This is a genomic window from Streptomyces sp. NPDC007863, from assembly GCF_040633895.1.
Classification (GTDB): Bacteria; Actinomycetota; Actinomycetes; order Streptomycetales; family Streptomycetaceae; genus Streptomyces.
In genome coordinates this window covers 89,368-110,280 of sequence record NZ_JBEYEI010000005.1, presented here as the reverse complement: position 1 = coordinate 110,280, position 20,913 = coordinate 89,368, and the positions used below count along the sequence as shown (strand labels likewise).

14 protein-coding genes and 1 tRNA gene are annotated in these 20,913 nt (G+C 75.6%); 9 read left to right on the top strand and 6 right to left on the bottom strand.

Annotated elements, in window-relative coordinates:
- The first annotated feature begins 90 nt into the window (after positions 1-90).
- The 6 genes from topA to ABZ621_RS09650 all read left to right on the top strand — a co-directional run bounded on the left by topA (position 91) and on the right by ABZ621_RS09650 (position 10,323).
- The gene (topA, locus tag ABZ621_RS09675) at positions 91-2,922 is read left to right on the top strand and encodes a type I DNA topoisomerase (RefSeq protein WP_360602462.1); all 2,832 of its coding nucleotides are present in this window, start codon (positions 91-93) and stop codon (positions 2,920-2,922) included.
- A gap of 126 nt (positions 2,923-3,048) precedes the next feature.
- Positions 3,049-6,294 carry a dTMP kinase gene (gene tmk, locus ABZ621_RS09670; protein WP_360602460.1) on the top strand — a complete coding sequence of 1,082 codons (3,246 nt, stop codon included), beginning with the start codon at positions 3,049-3,051 and terminating at the stop codon, positions 6,292-6,294.
- Positions 6,295-6,457: 163 nt separating this feature from the next.
- Complete coding sequence (locus tag ABZ621_RS09665) at positions 6,458-7,660, top strand: DNA polymerase III subunit delta' (protein ID WP_360602458.1); 1,203 nt, start codon at positions 6,458-6,460, stop codon at positions 7,658-7,660.
- Positions 7,661-7,852: 192 nt separating this feature from the next.
- Positions 7,853-9,412, top strand: a complete 1,560-nt coding sequence (locus tag ABZ621_RS09660) for an alpha/beta hydrolase (RefSeq protein WP_360602456.1) — start codon at positions 7,853-7,855, stop codon at positions 9,410-9,412.
- Positions 9,413-9,508: 96 nt separating this feature from the next.
- Positions 9,509-9,582: transfer RNA gene (locus tag ABZ621_RS09655), tRNA-Thr, on the top strand.
- Between the two features lie 66 nt (positions 9,583-9,648).
- The gene (locus tag ABZ621_RS09650) at positions 9,649-10,323 is read left to right on the top strand and encodes a pyridoxamine 5'-phosphate oxidase family protein (RefSeq protein WP_360602454.1); all 675 of its coding nucleotides are present in this window, start codon (positions 9,649-9,651) and stop codon (positions 10,321-10,323) included.
- Here ABZ621_RS09650 and ABZ621_RS09645 read toward each other — a convergent pair.
- Together ABZ621_RS09645 and ABZ621_RS09640 are read right to left on the bottom strand one after the other, a co-directional pair.
- Complete coding sequence (locus ABZ621_RS09645) at positions 10,320-11,090, bottom strand: sigma factor-like helix-turn-helix DNA-binding protein (protein ID WP_360602452.1); 771 nt, start codon at positions 11,088-11,090, stop codon at positions 10,320-10,322. The two genes, ABZ621_RS09650 and ABZ621_RS09645, sit on opposite strands and share 4 nt — an antisense overlap.
- Positions 11,091-11,102: 12 nt before the next feature.
- A complete protein-coding gene (locus ABZ621_RS09640; RefSeq protein WP_360602450.1) occupies positions 11,103-11,486 on the bottom strand; it encodes a DUF6479 family protein in 384 nt (127 codons plus the stop codon).
- 185 nt (positions 11,487-11,671) lie between these two features.
- On the opposite strand from ABZ621_RS09640, the gene ABZ621_RS09635 reads away from it, so the two are divergent.
- Both ABZ621_RS09635 and ABZ621_RS09630 read left to right on the top strand, forming a co-directional pair.
- A complete protein-coding gene (locus ABZ621_RS09635) occupies positions 11,672-12,181 on the top strand; it encodes a SigE family RNA polymerase sigma factor (RefSeq protein ID WP_360602448.1) in 510 nt (169 codons plus the stop codon).
- Positions 12,182-12,261: 80 nt separating this feature from the next.
- The gene (locus ABZ621_RS09630) at positions 12,262-13,602 is read left to right on the top strand and encodes a hypothetical protein (protein WP_360602446.1); all 1,341 of its coding nucleotides are present in this window, start codon (positions 12,262-12,264) and stop codon (positions 13,600-13,602) included.
- Between the two features lie 30 nt (positions 13,603-13,632).
- Here the strand turns inward: ABZ621_RS09630 and ABZ621_RS09625 are convergent, their stop codons facing one another.
- Positions 13,633-15,336 carry a bifunctional 3'-5' exonuclease/DNA polymerase gene (locus ABZ621_RS09625; protein ID WP_360602444.1) on the bottom strand — a complete coding sequence of 568 codons (1,704 nt, stop codon included), beginning with the start codon at positions 15,334-15,336 and terminating at the stop codon, positions 13,633-13,635.
- 73 nt (positions 15,337-15,409) lie between these two features.
- Positions 15,410-16,657, bottom strand: coding sequence for a LuxR C-terminal-related transcriptional regulator (locus tag ABZ621_RS09620; RefSeq protein ID WP_360602442.1), 1,248 nt, complete (start codon positions 16,655-16,657; stop codon positions 15,410-15,412).
- 171 nt (positions 16,658-16,828) lie between these two features.
- On the opposite strand from ABZ621_RS09620, the gene ABZ621_RS09615 reads away from it, so the two are divergent.
- Entirely contained in the window at positions 16,829-17,755 is a 927-nt protein-coding gene (locus ABZ621_RS09615) for an NADP-dependent oxidoreductase (RefSeq protein WP_360603000.1), read from the top strand.
- 207 nt (positions 17,756-17,962) lie between these two features.
- Here ABZ621_RS09615 and ABZ621_RS09610 read toward each other — a convergent pair whose 3' ends face one another.
- Together ABZ621_RS09610 and ABZ621_RS09605 are read right to left on the bottom strand one after the other, a co-directional pair.
- Complete coding sequence (locus ABZ621_RS09610; RefSeq protein ID WP_360602440.1) at positions 17,963-20,038, bottom strand: ABC transporter permease; 2,076 nt, start codon at positions 20,036-20,038, stop codon at positions 17,963-17,965.
- The gene (locus ABZ621_RS09605; RefSeq protein ID WP_360602438.1) at positions 20,032-20,805 is read right to left on the bottom strand and encodes an ABC transporter ATP-binding protein; all 774 of its coding nucleotides are present in this window, start codon (positions 20,803-20,805) and stop codon (positions 20,032-20,034) included. The genes ABZ621_RS09610 and ABZ621_RS09605 overlap by 7 nt, the downstream gene beginning before the upstream one ends.
- Positions 20,806-20,913 lie beyond the last annotated feature (108 nt).

The following is a 20,913-nucleotide window of genomic DNA, read 5'->3' as shown; positions in this document are numbered from 1 at the left end:
CGTCACACTCCGCAGCGACGCCAGCGTCACCGTGCGTGTCGCTGACGTGCGTGCCAGCGCAGACCGCGTCGACCGGAGAGAAGAGCGAAGTTGTCCCCGACCAGCGAGACCGCACACGGCGGCCGCCGACTCGTCATCGTCGAGTCGCCTGCCAAGGCGAAGACGATCAAGGGCTACCTCGGCCCCGGCTACGTCGTCGAGGCGAGCGTCGGGCACATCCGTGACCTTCCCAGCGGCGCCGCCGAGGTGCCGGAGAAGTACACCGGCGAGGTGCGCCGCCTCGGCGTCGACGTCGAGCACGACTTCCAGCCCATCTACGTCGTCAACGCGGACAAGAAGGCGCAGGTCAAGAAGCTCAAGGACCTGCTCGCCGAGTCCGACGAGCTCTTCCTCGCCACCGATGAGGACCGCGAGGGCGAGGCCATCGCGTGGCACCTCCAGGAAGTCCTCAAGCCCAAGGTCCCCGTCCACCGGATGGTCTTCCACGAGATCACCAAGGACGCGATCCAGGCCGCCGTCGCCAACCCGCGCGAGCTGAACAAGCGGATGGTCGACGCCCAGGAGACCCGCCGCATCCTCGACCGGCTGTACGGCTACGAGGTCTCCCCGGTCCTGTGGAAGAAGGTCATGCGCGGCCTCTCCGCCGGCCGCGTGCAGTCCGTCGCCACCCGGCTCGTCGTCGAGCGCGAGCGCGAGCGCATCGCCTTCCGCTCCGCCGAGTACTGGGACCTCACCGGCACCTTCTCCACCGGCCGCGCCGGCGACCCCTCCGACCCGTCCTCCCTCACCGCCCGCCTCGCCGCGGTCGACGGCAAGCGCGTCGCGCAGGGCCGTGACTTCGGCGCCGACGGCCGGCTGAAGAGCGACAGCGTGCTCCACCTCGACGAGGCGAACGCCCGCGCGCTCGCGGCCGCCCTCGCCGACACCCGCTTCGCCGTCCGCTCGGTCGAGTCGAAGCCGTACCGCCGCTCCCCGTACGCGCCCTTCCGCACCACCACCCTCCAGCAGGAGGCCAGCCGCAAGCTCGGCTTCGGCGCGAAGGCGACCATGCAGGTGGCGCAGAAGCTGTACGAGAACGGCTTCATCACCTACATGCGTACGGACTCCACCGTGCTCTCCGACACCGCCGTCGCTGCGGCCCGCGCCCAGGTGACGCAGCTCTACGGCGCCGACTACCTGCCGGAGAAGCCGCGCGTCTACGCGGGCAAGGTCAAGAACGCGCAGGAGGCGCACGAGGCGATCCGGCCTTCGGGTGATCGTTTCCGCACCCCGGCGGAGACCGGTCTCACCGGCGACCAGTTCAAGCTGTACGAGCTCATCTGGAAGCGGACCGTCGCCTCCCAGATGAAGGACGCCACCGGCAACTCGGTCACCGTCAAGATCGGCGGCACCTCCGCCGACGGCCGCGACGCCGAGTTCTCGGCCTCCGGCAAGACGATCACCTTCCACGGCTTCATGAAGGCCTACGTGGAGGGCGCCGACGACCCGAACGCCGAGCTCGACGACCGCGAGCGGCGCCTGCCGCAGGTCGCCGAGGGCGACGCGCTCGCCGCCGAGGAGATCACCGCCGACGGCCACGCCACCAAGCCGCCCGCCCGCTACACCGAGGCCACCCTGGTCAAGGAGCTGGAAGAGCGCGAGATCGGCCGCCCGTCGACGTACGCCTCGATCATCGGCACCATCCTCGACCGCGGCTACGTCTTCAAGAAGGGCACGGCCCTCGTGCCGTCCTTCCTCTCCTTCGCCGTGGTCAACCTCCTGGAGAAGCACTTCGGCCGGCTCGTCGACTACGACTTCACCGCGAGGATGGAGGACGACCTCGACCGCATCGCCCGCGGCGAGGCCCAGTCCGTGCCGTGGCTGAAGCGTTTCTACTTCGGCGAGGGCGAGGGGTCCGGCGCCGCCGCCGACGCCGGCAACGGCGACGGCGACCACCTCGGCGGCCTCAAGGAGCTCGTCACCGACCTCGGCGCCATCGACGCCCGCGAGATCTCGTCCTTCCCCGTCGGCGACGGCATCGTGCTCCGCGTCGGCCGCTACGGCGCCTACGTCGAGCGCGGCGAGCGGGAGCAGGAGGGCTACCAGAAGGCCGACGTCCCCGAGGACCTCGCGCCCGACGAGCTCACCGTGGCGTACGCGGAGGAGCTGCTCGCCAAGCCGAGCGGCGACTTCGAGCTCGGCACCGACCCGGTCAGCGGCCACCAGATCGTCGCCAAGGCCGGCCGGTACGGCCCGTACGTGACGGAGATCCTCCCCGAGGACACCCCGAAGACCGGCAAGAACGCGGTCAAGCCGCGCACCGCCTCCCTCTTCAAGACGATGTCCCTGGACACCGTCACCCTGGAGGAGGCCCTCCAGCTGATGTCGCTGCCGCGCGTGGTCGGCGCCGACGCCGAGGGCGTCGAGATCACCGCGCAGAACGGCCGGTACGGCCCGTACCTCAAGAAGGGCACCGACTCCCGGTCGCTGACCAGCGAGGACCAGCTCTTCAGCATCACGCTGGAGGAGGCCCTCGCGATCTACGCCCAGCCCAAGCAGCGCGGCCGGGCCGCCGCCAAGCCGCCGCTGAAGGAGCTCGGCACCGACCCCGTCAGCGAGAAGCCCGTGGTCGTCAAGGACGGCCGCTTCGGCCCGTACGTGACGGACGGCGAGACCAACGCGACCCTGCGCACCGGCGACAGCGTCGAGACGATCACGCCGGAGCGCGGCTACGAGCTGCTCGCCGAGAAGCGCGCCAAGGCCCCGGCGAAGAAGACCGCCAAGAAGGCCCCGGCGAAGACCGCGGCCAAGAAGACGGCGGCGAAGAAGACCGCCGCGAAGAAGACCACGGCGGCGAAGAAGACGACGGCGGCCAAGAAGACCACCGCCGCGAAGAAGACCACGGCCGCCGCCAAGAAGGCGGCCGCGGCCAAGCCGGAGTAGACCTCCCCGGGCAGGAGTGGTCCCGGCGGGTCGTACGGGAGGAAGGGCGGGAGCGAGGCTCTCGCCCTTCCTACGTTTGTTCGGCCGAGGCCCCGGTGAGCCAGGCCGTCCGGATAGGGTGGACGGATGACGCGAGCAGAGCAGCCAGAGCTTCTGGGCGACTCCGAAGCCGCACCCGCCCCCGGCGCCGCCCCCGTCTTCGACGCGGCCCTCGTCGCGGATTCCCGGGAGCGCGCCGTGAAGGCCCTCGTACGCCACCAGCCGCTGCGCCGGCTGTGGAGCGCGCAGGTCGTCGGCGGCGTCGGCGACGCCCTCGCCCTCCTCGTCCTCGTCCTGCTCGGCCTCCAGGCCGCGCTCGGCGAGGGCGCCTTCGGCGGCGGCTACCGGGGCGCGGCCTTCGCCGTCGCCGCCGTCGTCGGCGCCCGGCTGCTCGCCACCGTCCTCTTCGGCGCCGTCCTGCTCGGCCCGCTCACCACCCTGACCGCGCCCGGCGCCGCCCTCGACCGGCGGTGGACCATGATCGGCGCCGACGGGCTGCGGATCGCGCTCCTCGTCATCGCGCCCCTGTGGATCGACTGGACCCCCGGCAGCGCCCTGTGGTTCCTGCTCGGCACCGTCTTCCTGACCGGCGCCGCCGAGCGCCTCTGGACCGTCTGCCGCGACGGCGCCGCGCCCGCGCTGCTGCCCGCCGCGCCCGTCGAGGGCGACGCCGTCCGGCCGCTCCCCGACCACCTCGGCGCGCTGCGCACGCTCAACCAGCGCACCGCCTTCCTCGCCGTCCCGGCCGCCGCCGCCGTCCTGCTCGCCGCCACCCTGATCGGCAACCTGCTCGGCTCCGGCATCGACTGGTTCACGCTCCACCAGGCCGCCCTCGGCTCGTACGTCGCCGCCGGCCTCTTCGCCGCCTCCGTCAGCGTCCTGGCCGCGATCACCCTGCCCGGCGGGCAGACCCCGCGCCCCCGCTCGCCCCTTGAGGGCCTGCGCCGCACCGGAACGGCCGGCAAGGGCCGCACCGGAGCCGTACCGCTGCTCGTCCTGGCCTGCGCCACCGTCGCCGGCGCCATCGGCGCGGCCGCCTCGCTCGCCGCGCTGCACGCCGTCGACCTCGACGGCGGGCCCGTCACGTACGCGCTGCTCGTCCTCGCGCTCAGCGGCGCCACCGCCGTCGGCATCCGCACCGCCCGCTCCGTGCTCCCGGTGCTCTCCCGGCGCCGGCTGCTCGCCCTCGCCCTCGCCGTCACGGGCGTCGCCCTGATCGCCGTCGGCCTCGTGCCCGACACCGCGACCGTGCTGCTCCTCGCCGCGCTCGCCGGCTACGCGGCCGGGGTCGCCGCCCACACCGGACACACCCTCATCGACCAGGAGACCGAGGAGCCGGCCCGGGAGCGCACCACCGCGCACCTCCAGGCCACCGCGCGCGTCGGCATCGCCGTCGGCGCGCTCGCCGCGCCGCTGCTCGCCGCCGCGATCGGCCCGCACCGGCTCGTCTCCGACTCCGGGAAGTTCGTCTTCGACCACGGCGGCGCCGCCTTCACGCTCGCCCTCGTCGGCGCGCTGCTGCTGCCCGTCGCCGCGCTCGTCCTGGCCAGGACCGACGACCGCGCGGGCGTCCCGCTCCGCCGCGACCTGCGCGACGCGCTGCGCGGCGCCGACCCCGCCCAGGCCCCGTCCGCCACCGGCTTCTTCATCGCCCTGGAGGGCGGCGACGGCGCCGGCAAGTCCACCCAGGTCCAGGCGCTCGCCGACTGGATCCGCGCCAAGGGCCACGAGGTCGTCGTCACCCGCGAGCCCGGCGCCACCCCCATCGGCAAGCGGCTCCGCTCGATCCTGCTCGACGTCTCCTCCGCGGGTCTGTCGAACCGCGCCGAGGCGCTGCTGTACGCCGCCGACCGCGCCGAGCACGTCGACTCCCTGGTCCGGCCCGCCCTGGAGCGGGGCGCCATCGTCATCACCGACCGGTACATCGACTCGTCCGTCGCCTACCAGGGCGCGGGCCGCGACCTCTCGCCGACCGAGATCGCCCGCATCTCCCGCTGGGCGACCGGCGGCCTCGTCCCGAACCTGACCGTCCTCCTCGACGTCTCCCCGGAGACCGCCCGGGAGCGGTTCACCGAGGCCCCCGACCGGCTGGAGTCGGAGCCGCCGGAGTTCCACGCGCGCGTGCGGGCCGGTTTCCTCGCCCTCGCCGCCGCCGACCCCTCGCGCTACCTCGTGGTCGACGCCGGGCAGGAGCCCGAGGCCGTCACCACCGTCGTGCGCCACCGGCTCGACCGGATGCTGCCGCTCTCCGAGGCCGAGGTGAAGGCCGCGGAGGAGGCCCGCCGGAAGGCCGAGGAGGAGGCCCGGCGCAAGGCCGAGGAAGAGGCCGCCCGCAAGGCCGAGGAGGAGCGCCTGGAGCGCGAGCGCCAGGAGCAGCTCGCGAAGCTGCGCGCCGAGGAGGAGGAGCGCAAGCGCCGCGAGGAGGAAGAGGCCCGCAGGCTGGAGGCCGAGCGGCAGGCGGAGGAGGCCCGGCGCAAGGCCGAGGAGGCCCGGATCGCCGCCGAGGAGGAGGCCCGCCGGCGCGCGGCCGAGGAGAAGGCCCGCCGCGAGGAGGAGGAACGCCTCCGCAAGCAGGCCGAGGAGGAGGCCCGGCTCCGTGCCGAGGCCGAGGCGCTCCGCCAGGAGAAGCAGCGCAAGGCCGAGGAGGCCCTGCTCCGCGCGGAGGAGGCCCGCCGGGCCGCGGCCGCCGCGGCCGCCGCGAAGGCGGCCGAGGAGGCGGCGGCGCGGGCCGCGGCGGAGCGCGCCGCCGCCGAGGCGGAGGCGGCGGAGCGGAAGGCCGCCGCCGAGCGCGCGGCCGCCGAGCGGGCGGTGGAGCGGAAGGCCGCCGCCGAGCGTGCCGCCGCCGAGCGTGCCGCGGCCGAGGCGTCGGCCGCCGAGGTCACCGTCGAGACGCCGGTCGTGAACCTCGGCAAGGACCCCGTCCCGGCGAAGGACCCCGCCCGGGCCGAGGACCCGAGGGCACCGAAGGGCGCCGTCTCGCCGAACGAGGTCACCGTGGCGACGCCGGTCGTCCGTCCGGAGGACCCGCGCCGGCCCGAGGCCGAGACCGCGGTCCTGCCGCAGATCGGCGACCGCGGCGTCGACGAGACCGCCGTGCTCCCGCCCGTACGGGACGCGCGGCCGGCGGCGGACCCGGCGGACCGGGTGCCGCAGGACTTCTTCCGCGACGGGACCGGCGCGGAGGGGGCGAACGACGTCACCCGCGAGCTGCCCCAGCTCGACGACGCCGGCCGGCCGCGCCGCCGCTCGGACTGGGCCGAGGAGACCCCGCTGGACGACCTGCCGACCCTCGCCGACGAGCTCTTCGGCGGCTACGAGGACCGGGAGGACTAGGCGGACCGGGAGGACTAGGCGGACCGGGAGGACTAGGCGGACCGGGAGGACTAGGGCGGACCGGGGGATCCGGCCCGCCCGGGCACCGGTCGCCGCCCCGCTCCGGGCCGGGTTGTCGGTCCGCTGCCCCACAATGGAGGACGTACCTTCAGGAGGGGCAGACATGGCCGTATGGGACGACCTGGTCGGACAGGAGCGGGTCGAGGCGCAGCTCACCGCCGCCGCGCGGGACGCCGACGCGCTGGTCACCGCCCAGGCCGCGGGCGAGCCCGCCCCGGAGGCGTCGAAGATGACGCACGCCTGGCTCTTCACCGGCCCGCCCGGCGCGGGCCGGGTCGACGCCGCCCGCGCCTTCGCGGCGGCCCTCCAGTGCGTCAGCCCGGACCGGGCGCTCGGCGGGGCGCCGGGCTGCGGCTTCTGCACCGGCTGCCACACGGCCCTCGTCGGCACGCACGCCGACGTGACGACGGTCGCCGCCGTCGGCACCGAGATCCTCGTCAAGGACATGCGCGACACCGTCCGCAAGTCCTTCACCTCCCCGGCCAACGGCCGGTGGCAGATCATCCTCGTCGCCGACGCCGAGCGGCTCAACGAGAAGTCGGCCAACGCCGTCCTGAAGGCCGTCGAGGAGCCCGCCCCCCGCACGGTCTGGCTGCTCTGCGCGCCCTCCGTCGAGGACGTGCTGCCGACGATCCGCTCCCGCTGCCGCCACCTGACCCTGCGCACCCCGCCGGTCGATGCCGTCGCGGACGTGCTGATCCGGCGCGACGGCATCGAGCCGGAGCTCGCCCACGCGTCCGCCCGCGCCACCCAGGGCCACGTCGACCGGGCCCGCCGGCTCGCCACGGACGAGCGGGCCAGAGCCCGCCGCGCCGTCGTCCTGAAGCTGCCGCTGCGGGTGGCGGACATCGGCGGCTGTCTGAAGGCCGCGCAGGAGCTGGTGGACGCGGCGGCGGAGGACGCGAAGCAGGTCGCCGAGGAGGTCGACACCAAGGAGACCGAGGAGCTGAAGGCGGCGCTCGGGGCCGTCCAGGGCGGGCGGATGCCGCGCGGCACCGCCGGGATGATGAAGGAGCTGGAGGAGAAGCAGAAGCGCCGCGGCCGCCGCACCCAGCTCGACAGCCTGGACCTCGCGCTCACCGACCTGACCGGCTTCTACCGGGACGTGCTGACGCTCCAGCTGGCCACGGGCTCCGCGCTGGCCAACGAGGACGTGCGGGACGCGGTGGAGCGGATCGCCCGCGGCACGACCCCGGAGCGGACCCTGCGCCGGGTGGAGGCCATCCTCGCCTGCCGCGAGGCCCTGGAGCGGAACGTGGCGCCGCTGCTCGCGGTCGAGGCGATGACGATGGCGCTCCGCGACTGAACCCCTCGGACGCCGGCGACTGACCGGCTCAGTTTCCGACGTCCGACGTCAGTCGCGGCGTCGCGGCGACCGACTCCGGACGCCGACGACCGGCCCCGGACGCCCGCGACCGGCCCGGACGGCCGGGTCCGGGCCCGTGGGGGTCGGCACGCGATTGGACACGGTCCGTACTCGTCCGGATACGCTCCGGGAATGGACTCCAGGCGTCTCCTCCGCATCTCCGCCACGGCGCTGGCCGCGGCCGGGCTGATCCTCTCCGGCTGTACGGGCGGGAGCGGCGCCGCCGCCCCCGAGGGCCCGGGGTCCGCCACGGCGCGGCAGGTCGCCTCCCCGGCGCCGTCGCCCGAGGCGCTGAGGAAGTACTACGGCCAGAAGCTGTCCTGGCGGGACTGCGGCGTCCCCGGTTTCCAGTGCGCGACCCTCAGGGCCCCGCTCGACTACGCGAAGCCCGCCGGGCGCGAGGTGCGGCTGGCCGTCTCCCGGGTGCGGGCGACCGGCCCCGGCGAGCGGATCGGCTCGCTCCTGGTGAACCCCGGCGGGCCCGGCGGCTCGGCCGTCGACTACCTCCAGGGGTACGCGGGCATCGGCTACCCCGAGCCGGTGCGGGCCCGCTACGACGTGGTGGCCGTCGACCCGCGCGGGGTCGGCCGCAGCGAGCCCGTCGACTGTCTGACGGGCCCGGAGATGGACGCGTACACCCAGGTCGACCAGACGCCGGACGACGCGGCGGAGGTCGAGGCGCTGGCCGCCTCCTTCCGGCGGTTCGCGGCCGGCTGCGAGCAGCGGAGCGGCGCGGTCCTGCCGCACGTCTCCACCGTGGAGACGGCCCGCGACATGGACATCCTGCGGGCGGTCCTGGGCGACGCGAGGCTGCACTACGTCGGCGCCTCGTACGGCACCTTCCTCGGCGCCACCTACGCCGAGCTGTTCCCCGGCCGTGTGGGGCGGCTCGTCCTCGACGGGGCGATGGACCCGTCGCTCTCGGCGCTCGACCTCAACCGGGACCAGACGGCCGGCTTCGAGACCGCCTTCCGGGCCTTCGCCGCCGACTGCGTCACCCGGCCCGACTGCCCCCTCGGCACCGAGTCGGCCGCGGCGGCCGGAGAGGCCCTGAAGACCTTCTTCCGCACCACGGACGCCACCCCCGTCCCCACCGGCGAGAGCCGCGAGCTCGGCGAGTCCCTGGCGACCACCGGCGTCATCGCGGCCATGTACGACGAGGGCGCCTGGCCGCAGCTGCGGGAGGCCCTGACCCGGGCGATCGGCGGCGAGGGCTCGGCGCTGCTCGCGCTCGCCGACAGCTACTACGAGCGGGAGCCGGACGGCTCGTACGCGAACCTCATGTTCGCCAACGCCGCCGTGAACTGCCTCGACCTGCCGCCCGCCTACCGGGACCCGGCCGGCGCGCAGGCCGCCGCCCCCTCCTTCGACAAGGCCTCCCCGGTCTTCGGCACCGGCCTCGCCTGGGCCGCCCTGAACTGCACCTACTGGCCCGCCGAGGCCACCGGCCGCCCCCACCGCATCACCGCGGACGGCGCCGCGCCGATCCTCGTCGTCGGCACCACCCGCGACCCCGCCACCCCCTACAAGTGGGCCGAGTCCCTCGCCGGCCAGCTCTCCTCCGGCACCCTCCTCACCTACGAGGGCGACGGCCACACCGCCTACGGCCGCGGCAGCGACTGCGTCGACACCGCCGTCAACACCTACCTCCTCGAAGGCACCCCGCCCACCGACGGAAAGCGCTGCTCGTAGCCCCCGCGCCCGCCCGCTCCGCCCCTGGTCAAAGCACTCCCGGAAACTGTGTAGACTTGGCGACGCTGCTGCACCGACCATGGTGCTGTACGCGGCGCCGCCTTAGCTCAGTTGGCCAGAGCAACGCACTCGTAATGCGTAGGTCTCGGGTTCGAATCCCGAAGGCGGCTCAGAAGAGGGCCCGACCGGACATCGTCCGATCGGGCCTTTTCTGTTGTGCGAGACAGGGGGGAAGCATGGACGAGATCGAGGTGACCGAGCGGACTCGGTTGCGGCGGATGCGGGAGAAGGGGTCGTACCGGCGGGAGGACCTGGACGCCGTGCTGGCCGCCGGGTGGCTGTGCCATCTCGGGGTGACCGTGGACGGGGTGCCGATGGTGGTGCCGACGGCGTACGGGGTCGACGGCGACCGGCTGTACGTGCACGGGTCCGTGGCCAGCCGGAGTCTGGTGCGGGCGCCGGGGAGCACGGTGTGCGTGACCGTGACGCACGTGGACGGGCTGGTGCTCGCGCGGTCGGTGTTCGAGCACGGGGTGAACTACCGGTGCGCGATGATCTACGGCGTTCCCGCGCCCGTCACCGATCCGGAGGAGAAGCTGCGGGGGCTGCGGGCGCTGACCGAGCAGAGCAGCCCGGGGCAGTGGGAGTACGTCCGGCAGCCCAGCCGGAAGGAACTGGCCGCGACCTCGCTGCTCGCGCTCGACCTCACCGAGGCCTCGGTGAAGACGCGGAGCGGGCCGCCGGACGACGGTGACTCCGAGGACGCGGGGCTGGGGCTGTGGGCGGGGGTGCTGCCGGTCGTGACCTCCTTCGGGACGCCGGTGCCCGACCCGGCGCTCCCCGCCGGTCTCGCCGCGGCCGTGCCGGAGCACATCGCGGAGCGGGCCGGGCGGAGGACCGACGGGGCCTAGCCGGTGATCGCCAGGCGGGAGACGTGGGGCGGGTCCGCGAGGACGTCGACCGAGGTGATCGGGCCGGCCGGCGCCGTGAAGACGTAGATCGCGTCCGGGGCGGCGACCAGGGCGGGGGCGCCGTCCACCAGGATCGGGCGGGCGACCGCCGCGCGGGCCGCGAGGACGCGGGCGACGGCGGGGGCGCCGTGGGCGGGGCGGACTCCGCCGCGTACGGCTCCCGGGTCGGCGCGCAGCACCGCGTCGGGGTCGAGGAGGGCGCGCAGCGCCGCGGTGTCGCCCTCGCGGGCGGCGGCGAGGACGGCGTCCACGGCGGCCCGGAGGCGTACGGGATCGGGGGCGGGCATCTCCTCGGTGCCCCTGACGCGGGCCCTGGCGCGGGCGCCGATCTGGCGGACGGCCGCCGGGGCGCGTTCCAGGACGGTGGCGAGGGTCTCGTACGGGACGCCGTAGAGGTCGTGGAGGACGAGGACGAGTCGTTCCGCCGGGGTCAGGCCGGGGGCGTCGGGCGCGTCCGCCCAGGGGTCCCAGGGGTCGGTGCGGCGGGCTTCACGGGCCCGGAGCCGGCCCAGGCAGATCCGGGCCAGGACGGCTTCCGGCGGTGGGCCGGGATCGGGGACGGGGCCCGGACCCCGGCGCGCCCTCGGGCCGGGGCCGTAGGCGGCGAGGGCGCGTTCCGTGGTCCGTACCGCCCGGTCCGCCTCGGCGGCGGAGCCGAGCAGGCCGAGGGCCATCGCCCTCAGCCGCCCGCGTGTGGTGGCGTGCACGTCGGTCGCCGTTCAGTCGCCGTGTCCGGTGCCTCCGCTGCCGAAGCCGCCACTGGAGATCCCGCCCCACTTGCGCTTCTCCTCGCTCGGCGGGGTCGGGGAGGTCTCCGTGCCGCCGCCGTCCTTGAGCTGGTACGGCATGAGCCGGTGCGCGCCGTCGGTGTGCGGCATCTCGGTGCCCCGGCGGTACTCCGACATCTCGCCGGGGAGCGCGCCGGTGTCCGGGCGGTGCGGTTGCTCGTCGGGCTTCGGTGGCCGGGGCTCGCGGGTGCGGACGCGGAAACCGAACCAGAAGGCCCCGATGAGGATGGCGACGAGCACGAGGCCGCCGAGTACTTGTGCCAGACCTGACTGCCAGACCCCAGCGGCCAGGATCTCTGCGCTGAGAGTGTTCATACCAACAGGATTACCCGATTCCGCTTCTTTGGATGCGTTCGAGGGCGAGTTCGATGAAACATTTCCCCGGCTCCGTCGCGTCGAAGAGGTGTACGGCACGACAGCGAGCTCGACGGTCGCACAGGGCGACCGCCGGTGACCACTCGCGACCGGCCGCCGCACCCACCGCCACGGAGAGGAGGGACATGAGAACGTCCCGCGCGGACGAGTTCCTGGAGTTCGCCTCGGCGCGCACCGGCCAGCTGTTCCGGTCGGCCTGCCTGCTGACCAGCGGGGACGTCCACCTCGCCGAGGACCTCACGCAGGAGACGCTGGGCAAGATGTACGTGCTCTGGGGGAGGGTGTCCCGGATCGGCAACCCCGCCGCGTACGCCCAGACCGTGCTCGTCCGTACGTTCCTCAGCCACCAGCGGCGCCGCTCCGCCACCGAGCGCCCGCTGGGCGAACTGCCCGACCACACCCCGGACGACGGCCGGGACCCGCTGCTGCGGATCGCCCTCCTCGACGCGCTCGCCGCACTGCCCCCGAAGGACCGGGCGGTCGTCGTGCTGCGCTACTGGGAGGACCGCAGCGTCGAGGAGACCGCCGACGCCCTGCACACCAGCTCCGCGGCCGTCCGCACCCGTTTTACCCGGGCGCTCGGCAAACTGCGGCAGCGACTCGGCGGCAGCATCGCCGAGTTCGCCCTGCGCTGAGCGGCGCTCCGCCGCACCCGTCACGCTTCCCGGTACCCCACCGGCTTCCCGTACTCACCAGCAGAGAGGGCTACTTCGTCATGCCCCAGAACGAACACCACGACCACGACCCGGAGTTCCTCGGCGAGTTCGGCTCCGCCCTGCGCGCCACCGGCGAGGGCTTCCCCGTCGACAGCCGGCCCGAGCTCGTCTCCGGCGGCCTCGCCCGCGGCCGCCGCCGGCTGCTGCGCCGCAGGCTCGCCGTCACCGGCGGCGCCCTCGCGCTCGCCGCCATCGGCGTCGGCGGCGTGTACGCCGGTTCCGTCGTCACCCCCGCCAAGCAGGCCGACAAGGCCTCCGTGGCGTCGGCGCCCCAGACCGGCGTGACGCCGACGCCCGGCACCGGCGGGGCGGCGACTTCCGACGCCGGGACGCTCAAGCCCGGCGAGGCAAAGATCCCGCTCTCCGAGATCGCCGACGTCCTCAAGGCCAACGCCCCCGCCGGACAGTGGCGGTTCGACGGCCTCGAAGGCACCGGGCAGGGCGTCGGCGGGTACTTCGACGACGGGCAGGGCGAAGCCGCCGTCAGCGCCTTCCTCTCCCGCGCCGGCCGCGAGCCCGACGCGGGCCTCGACATGGTGACCTGTCCCGAGAAGGCGTACGTCCCCTATGACGACTGCGACGAGGGCCGGCTCGGGGACGGCTCCCGGTGGATGGTCTTCCAGGGGTACGAGTACCCCGACAAGCGCGTCGAGACCAAGAACTGGCGGGCCGTGCTGCTCACCAAGGACGGTTTCCTCGTCGACGTCAGCGAGTACAACGCGCCCGCCGCGAAGGACGCCGAGATCAGCCGCGAGAACCCGCCCTTCTCCGCGGAGCAGCTCAAGACGATCGTCACCGCCGAGGCGTGGCGGCCGCTCCTCAAGCAGATCCCGCCGCTGCCCACCGCGCCCGCCGCCGGGCCCGGCAAGGCCGGTGCGCCCGGCAAGGTCCGCCAGGCGCCGCCGCAGATCACCGGCAACGGGGTGACCAACACCCTGCGCGGCCTGATGCCCAAGGGGCTCACCGTCGTCGACAAGGGCGGGGAGGGCGAGTTCGGCTTCGTCGTCGTCGACGACGGCAAGGGCAAGAGCCTCGTCCAGATCAACGTGCAGTACGGCATGGGCGACGTCGCCGACCAGCTCTTCGGCTCCGGCGACGTCACCACCCTCCCCGACGGCCGCAAGGTGAAGCTCACCCAGCAGCCCGGCGAGAAGGGCGGCGCGGGCGTCGTCTGGTGGACCGCCGACACCATGACGAAGGACGGCTTCCGGGTCGTCGTCGGCGCCTTCAACACCGGCGCGCAGCACGAGGCGGCCACCCGCGCCGAGCCCGCGCTCACCATGGAGCGGCTGAAGGCGATCGCCCTCGACCCGAAGTGGGCGAAGCTGCCTGCGAAGTGACGGACGGTCCGGACGGGCGGTGCGCGGGCGCTACTTGGCGTCCGCGTACCGCTCCACCGTCGCCGTCGTGAACGGGAAGCGGACCGGGGTCGCGCCGAAGGCGATCCGGCCCGCCTCGTCGCCCGCCGCCCGGATCGCCTCCGTCACCGCCGCGGCCTCCTCGGCCGGGCAGTGCACGATCACCTCGTCGTGCTGGAAGAAGACCAGCTCGGCGCGCATTCCGGCGGCGGAGAGGGTGCGGCGCAGGGCCGCCAGCATCAGCAGGGCCCAGTCGGCGGCGCTGCCCTGGACGACGAAGTTGCGGGTGAAGCGGCCGCGGGCCCGGGCGTTGTTCGAGGCGTACCCGGGCGTGAAGCCGTAGACGTCCTCCGCGGCGCCCGTCTCGGGGCCGTCCTGCGGGAGGCCCGCCTCGCCGTCGTCACCGGCGCCGACCGCCTTCGGGCTCGTGCGGCCCAGCCAGGTGCGGACCAGCCGGCCCTCCTCGCCGGCCTTCGCCGCCTCGTCGACATAGGCCACCGCGCGGGGGAAGCGGCGGCGCAGCGCCGCCAGGTTCTTCAGGCCGTCGCCGCTGGTCTGGCCGTAGATCGCGCCGAGCAGGGCGAGCTTGGCGTGCTCGCGGTCGCCGGAGAACGCCCGGTCCGAAAGCCGGGTGTAGAGGTCGTCCGGATGGCCGGCGACCTCCATCAGGCCCGGGTCGCGGGAGATCGCGGCGAGCACCCGCGGCTCCATCTGGTCCGCGTCCGCGACGACGAGCCGCCAGCCCGCGTCGGCGACGACCGCCCGCCGGATCACCTTCGGGATCTGGAGCGCCCCGCCGCCGTTGGTGGTCCAGCGGCCGCTGACCGTGCCGCCCGGGAGGTACTCCGGCCGGAAGCGGCCCTCGCGCACCCAGTCCGCCAGCCACGACCAGCCGTGCGCCGTCCAGATCCGGTACAGCTTCTTGTACGCGATCAGCGGCGCCACCGCCGGATGGTCGAGCTCCTCCAGCTCCCAGCGGCGGGTGGACCGCAGCCGGATCCCGGCCCCCGCGAAGGCCTTGATCACGTCCGCGGGCAGATCGGGCCGGACCCGGCGGCCGAAGGCGGCCGACACCTCGTCCGCCAGCTCCGCGAGGCGGCGCGGCTCGCCCCCGCCCGCGTACCGCTCGCCCAGCAGCTCGTGCAGCAGCTCCCGGTGCACGTCGGCCCGCCACGGCAGCCCCGCCCGGTGCATCTCGGCGGCGATGAGCATCCCGGCCGACTCGGCGGCGGTCAGCAGCCGCATCCTGCCCGGGTGCTCGGCCCGGTCGTGACGGCGCTGCTGCTCCGCGTACACCTCCAGGAGGCCCTCGAAGGGGACGGAGACGGCCGGTCTCGGCTCGAAGAGCGAGTCCTGGGAGCCGGGCTCGGCCGTGCGCGGCGGCGGGTCGGACGGCACCGGGCCGTTCCGCAGCCGGGCCCAGGCGGCGGCGGCCGAGCGGGGCTCGCCGAGCCGGCCCTCGTGGCCGAGGAGGAGCTGCTCGGCGTCCTCCACGTCGTAGCACCGCTCGACGCGGACGCCGGCGGCGAGCAGCCGCGGATAGACCTCGGCCGTCGACCGCCACACCCAGCGCGCCACCTCCGGGCGGGCCCGGACGGCGGCGACGAGCGACGGCTCGCGGCGCACCTCCCCGGCGGGCGCGCCGTCCGGCCGGAGCGGGACGAGGACCGCGCCCTCCCCTTCCGGCTCCGGTGCCAGCGCCCACCTCTCGCTCATGGGTGCGAGTCTGACATCCGCCACTGACAGGGGACGGTCACGACATCCGGATCACGCGGCACCCGGAGGTGCCTCACGCCGCCGCGTGGAAGAGGGCCGCCGCCTCGCCGCGGGAGGCGACGCCGAGCTTGCCGAGGATGTTCGCCACGTGGAACTTCACCGTGGACTCGCTGATGTGCAGCTGCCCGGCGATGTGGCGGTTGCGGTGCCCCTGGGCCAGGTGGCGCAGGACCTCGATCTCCCGCTCGCCCAGGGTCGCCAGCGGATGCGCCGCCCCGGCCGGGGCGTCCGGGGTGGCCAGCGGCAGGACCGCCGTCATCGTGGTCCCCCAGCCGGGGACGGTCTCCAGGTCGATCCGGCCGCCGAGGACGTCGAGCCGGTCCCGCACCGTGCCCGCGCCGACGTCGCAGGCGGCGAGCGCGCCCGGGCCGTCGTCGCGGACGGTGGCGAGCAGCTCCTGCCCGGTGAGCCGCCAGCCGACGTGCACCCGGTTCACGCCGTCCTGGTCCAGGACGATCGCCAGCAGCGCGCGGACGATCGCGCGGGCGCTGTGCGCGAGGTCGGCGGGGAGCGAGAGGTCGCTGTCCGGCGGGCCGAGTTCGAGCCGCGCCGGGTGGTGCCGGAAGACCGTCCGCAGCTCGTCGGCGAGCCGGGCGAAGGCGGCGCGCGCCGACTCCTCCGCGACCGCGCGGTCCCGCTGCCGCACGGACCGGATCTCCAGGAGCGCGGAGGCGGCGAGATCGGTGGCGGCCGCGCGGGCCGTCGCGTCGTCGAGGTTCCGGCTGCGGAGCACCGACAGGACGCCGGAGACGGCCGCCGCGTGGGAGGTGGTCAGCTCGGCGATGACCCGCGCGCGGGTGTCGGCGGCGGTGCGGGAGCGGGCCAGCGCCCCCGGCATGGCCTCGACCGCGAACCGGTCGAGATGGCCGGTCACCAGGTTCCACAGGGCCTGCGCCAGGGCGAGTCCGTCCGGTCCCGCGGGCGCGGAGCCGTCCTCGCGGAGCAGGACCAGGAGGGAGCGCCGGGCGGTGGCGTCGCTCGTCACCGCGAGGACCGGGCGGGGGCGCCCGGAGAGCCGGACCGTCCCCTGCCAGGGTTCGCCGGGGATCCCGGCGGCGAGCAGCGGCGCCAGGTCGGCGGGGGTGAGTCCGTCGGCCGCGCCGCCGGCCGTCTTGAACGGCGAGTGCGCGCAGTGCGTGGAGAGTTCGGCCGCGCCGAGGTGCGGGACGACCGGGGCGAGCGTGGCGGAGAGCTGCGCGAGGACCCCGTCGAGCGGTCTGCGGAGGATCTCGTACGCGGCGGTCAGCGTGGGCACGTCCATGACGCCAGCCTAGTCAGGGACTTGGGGAGGGCGGCTGGTCTTTCGGACAGGTGGGACTGGCCGGAGGGAGGGCGGGGAACAGCCGCGGGCCGACGGAGGCTTGAGCCCGTCGAGAAGCGGACGCGGTGAAGCGAACGCGCTGATACGGAGGGCGACATGGCGACGGCGACGATGGACGCGATCGTGTTCGAGGAGTTCGGCGGACCCGAGGTGCTGCGGTACGAGACCGCTGCCGAGGTGCCGGAGCCGGGGCCCGGCGAGGTGCGGCTGCGGGTCGCGGCGGCGGGCGTCAACCCGGTGGACTGGAAGACGCGCAGCGGTCTGATGAAGGAGATCCACCCGACGACGTTCCCCGCCGTGGCGGGGATCGAGGTGGCCGGCACGGTCGACGCGGTCGGCGAGGGCGTCACCGGACTCGCCGTCGGCGACGAGGTGTTCGGCTGGGCGAAGAGCGGCGGGTACGCCCAGTACGCGCTGGCCGGCGGCGGCGAGTCCGGTGACGTACTGCCGAAGCCGGCCGGGCTGTCCTGGGAGGCGGCGGTCGGTCTGCCGGTCGCCGGCGAGACGGCGGCGCGGGTCCTGGAGCAGCTCGGGGTGCGGGAGGGGGAGACGCTGTTCCTGCACGGCGCGGCGGGCATCGTCGGCACCATCGCCGTCCAGCTGGCGGTCGCCGCCGGCGTCACGGTCGTCGGCTCGGCGTCCGAGGCGAACCACGACTACCTGCGCGGCCTCGGGGCGATCCCCGTCGCGTACGGCGACGGGCTCGCGGACCGGGTGCGGGCGGCGGCGCCCGGGGGCGTCGACGCGGTCTTCGACGCGGCGGGGTACGGGGTGCTGCCGCTCGCGATCGAGCTGGCGGGGAAGGAGCGGGTCGTGACCATCGCCGCGACGGACGCGGACGAGCACGGGGTCCTCTTCAGCGTGCCCGAGCCGGATTTCGGGCGGGTGCGCGGGTGGCTGCGGGCGCAGGCGGAGGGAGTCCTCGCGGGCACGCTGCGGCTCCGCCACGCGGACACGCTGCCCCTGAAGGAGGCGGCCCGGGCCCAGGAGCTCAGCGAAGCCGGCCACGTCCGCGGCAAGCTGGTCCTGCTTCCGTAGCGCGCCGGCACCCTCCGCGGGTGCCTCCGCTCCCGCGTACGGACCCGCACCGGTCGTGCGCCGTACGGCGGGTGCGGGTGCGGATGCCGGTGCGGGTGCGGGCACCGGAGCCCGGGCGCGGCCGAGCGCGCCGTCCCGTGTGCCCGCCCGGGGGTGGGCGGTGGCCCGGCTCCGACCCCGGCCACCGCCCTGTCCCACCTTCCCCGGTCAGCGGGTGAGGCGCCACGCGGGGAGGGCCGAGGCGGCGACGGCCACGACCGCGCAGACGGCGGCCGCCGCGCCCGTCTCCGCCCAGGGCAGGGCCAGGGTCACCGGGGCCGAGAGCGCGCCCAGGGCGGCGCCCAGGGCCCCCAGGACGGCTGCCGTCACCGCGAGGCCGAGGACCGTGCCGACGGCCACCGCGAGCAGCGCCTCGCCCGTGACCGCCCGCAGGGCCTGCGCGCGGGTGGCGCCGGCCAGCCGGAGGGAGGCCAGCTCCCCGCCGCGTACCGAGGTGGCCATGAGCAGGGTGCTCGCCAGGGCGATCACCGTGTAGAGGAGGGTCAGGACGAGGAGCAGACGGAGGCCGGTCCTGGCCGCCCGGTTCACGGGCCGGGGCGCCTCGCCCCGCTCCAGACGGTCCGGCGCGGAGCCCGGGGTCAGGCGGTCGGGTGCGGAGCCGACTTCCTTCAGGCTGCCCCGCTCCACGTGGCCGGGTGCCGTGTCCGGGGCCTGGGCGCGGGTCACGTAGGGGCCGTTGTCGCCCGTGCCGCGCGCCAGGACCGCCGCCACCCGGAGCCGTACGGGCCCGCTGCCGTCCGCCCGCCACACCTCGACCTCCTCGCCGACCCGCCGCCGTTCGAACTCCTCGTTGACGACGATCGACCGGTCGTCCAGGTCCCGCAGGTCGCCCGCGACCACCGGGAGCCGCGCCAGATCCGCGAAGGCCGCCGGGTCGGCGACCGCGCGGGCCCGGTACTTCACGACCGCCTCGGCCCCGTCCCGTACGAAGAGGGAGGTCGGGCCGGCCTCCGCCGAGGCCGCCGCCGTCCGCTCCCGGGCCTCCGTCTCCTTGGCGCGCGCCACGCTCTCCGAGGCGCCGAAGAGCGTCCCCGCCAGGGCCACGGTCACCAGGACGGGCGCGGCGACGGCGGAGGTGCGGCGCACGGCGGCCGCGGCGTTCGACCGGACCAGGAGCCCGACCGCCCCGCCGCCGGGGACCGGCAGCAGCCGGGCCACGGGGCGCACGAGGAGCGGGGCGAGCAGGGCCGCGCCGCCGATCAGGAGCATCGGCAGGGTCGTGTACGTCTTCCGCTTCAGCAGCGCCTCGGGCTCCGTCGCGTACGTCCAGACCAGCAGGCCGAGGCCGGCCGCGAGCAGTCCGGCGCCGAGCAGCGCCCGGCCCGGCGGCAGCACGTCCCGGTCGACGTCCGCCTCGCGCAGCACGGCCGTGGGGCCGGTCCGCCCGGCGCGGTGGGCGGCGGCGGCCGCGCCGGCGAGCGCGACGCAGAGCCCCGTCCAGAAGGCCACGTGGTACGGCCATCCGGCGCTGGTGCCCGCCGCGCCCGCGAACCACGCGGGTGCCAGCTCCCGGGCGACCAGCGCCCGTGCCATCGGCGGCGCGGCGAGGGCGCCGAGCGCGCAGCCGGCGGCGGACGCGGTGACGCCGAGCACCGCCGCCTCGGCGAGCAGCAGCCGGCGGACCTGCGCGGGGGTGGCGCCGGCGGTGCGGAGCAGCCCGAACTCGCGGCGCCGCAGCGCCACGGAGAAGGCGAAGACGGAGGCGACGACGAAGACGGAGACGAAGGCGGCGACGCCGCCCGCGGTGCCGAGGAGCGCGTTCAGGCCGGTGAGTTCCCGGGTGTCGTCCTCGTGGCCGGGGTCGGCGCGGCGGCGCCCGTCGCCGGTGAGCACCTGCGCCCGGTCGCCGACGACCGCCCTGACCTCGGCGGCGGGCGCGTCGAGCCCGACGGCGTCCGGGGCGCCGGGTCCCGTGCGCGTCAGCGTCCAGCGCGCTTCAAGTGCGCGCAGCACACCGGTGTCCACAGGCTGTGGACGGTCGAGCGGCCGGTAGGTGAGCTCGGTGCGGGGGCCGCGCCGGACCTCCACGGCCAGCCGGTCCTGTCCGAGGACGACGACGGGCGAGGACGCGAACCGCTCGGGCGCGCGCGGCGGCGGGTCCAGCGCGGCGGCGAGCCCGAGCCCGGTCGCCGTCAGCATCCCGACCCCGAGCGCGAGCGCCAGGAACCCGCCGAGGAGGGACGCCCACCTGGTCCGCAGCCCCCCGACGACGAGGCTCAGCACGTCACACCCGCCGTTCCCGCCGCTCCCGAGGGGCGCAGGGACGCGAGCCGGGCCGACACCTCGTGCGCCGTCGGCGCGGCGAGCTCGTCCGCCAGACGGCCGTCGACGAGGAAGACGACCCGGTCCGCGCGGGCGGCGGCGAGCGGGTCGTGGGTCACCATGACCAGCGTGCGGCCCTCCTCGTCCACGAGGGCCCTGAGCAGGTCCATCACCTCGGCGCCGGTCGTGGAGTCGAGCGCGCCGGTCGGTTCGTCGGCGAAGAGGACCGAGGGGCGCGTGATCAGCGCCCGGGCGATGGCGACCCGCTGGCACTGGCCGCCGGAGAGCTCGGCGGGCCGGTGCCGCTCGCGCCCCGCGAGCCCGACCCGGGCGAGCGCCGCCCGGACCTCGCCGCGCGCCGGGCGGCGGCCGGCGAGCCGCAGGGGCAGGGCCACGTTCTGCGCGGCGGTGAGCGTCGGCAGCAGGTTGAAGGACTGGAAGACGAAGCCGATCCGGTCCCGCCGCAGCAGCGTGAGCCGCCGCTCGCTCAGCCCCTCCAGGGCCGTGCCCGCCACCTCGACGCGCCCCGCGTCCGGGCGGTCGAGTCCGGCGGCGCAGCGCAGCAGGGTGGACTTCCCGGAGCCGGAGGGGCCCATGACGGCCGTGAACGTGCCGGTGGCGACGTCGAGGTCGACGCCGTCGAGGGCCCGGACGTCCCCGTGCCGCCGGACGAGCCCCCCGAGCCGCACGGCGGCGGCGGGGGCGGAAGGAGAAAGGGTCCTGGTCATGGCTCCAGCGAACCGTTCCGCCCGCCCCCGGGTCACGCCGTCTGCCGGGCGTCCGGGGGTAGGGCCGGACATACCCCCGGACCTCCGCCCGCCCCCGCACCCCCTGAG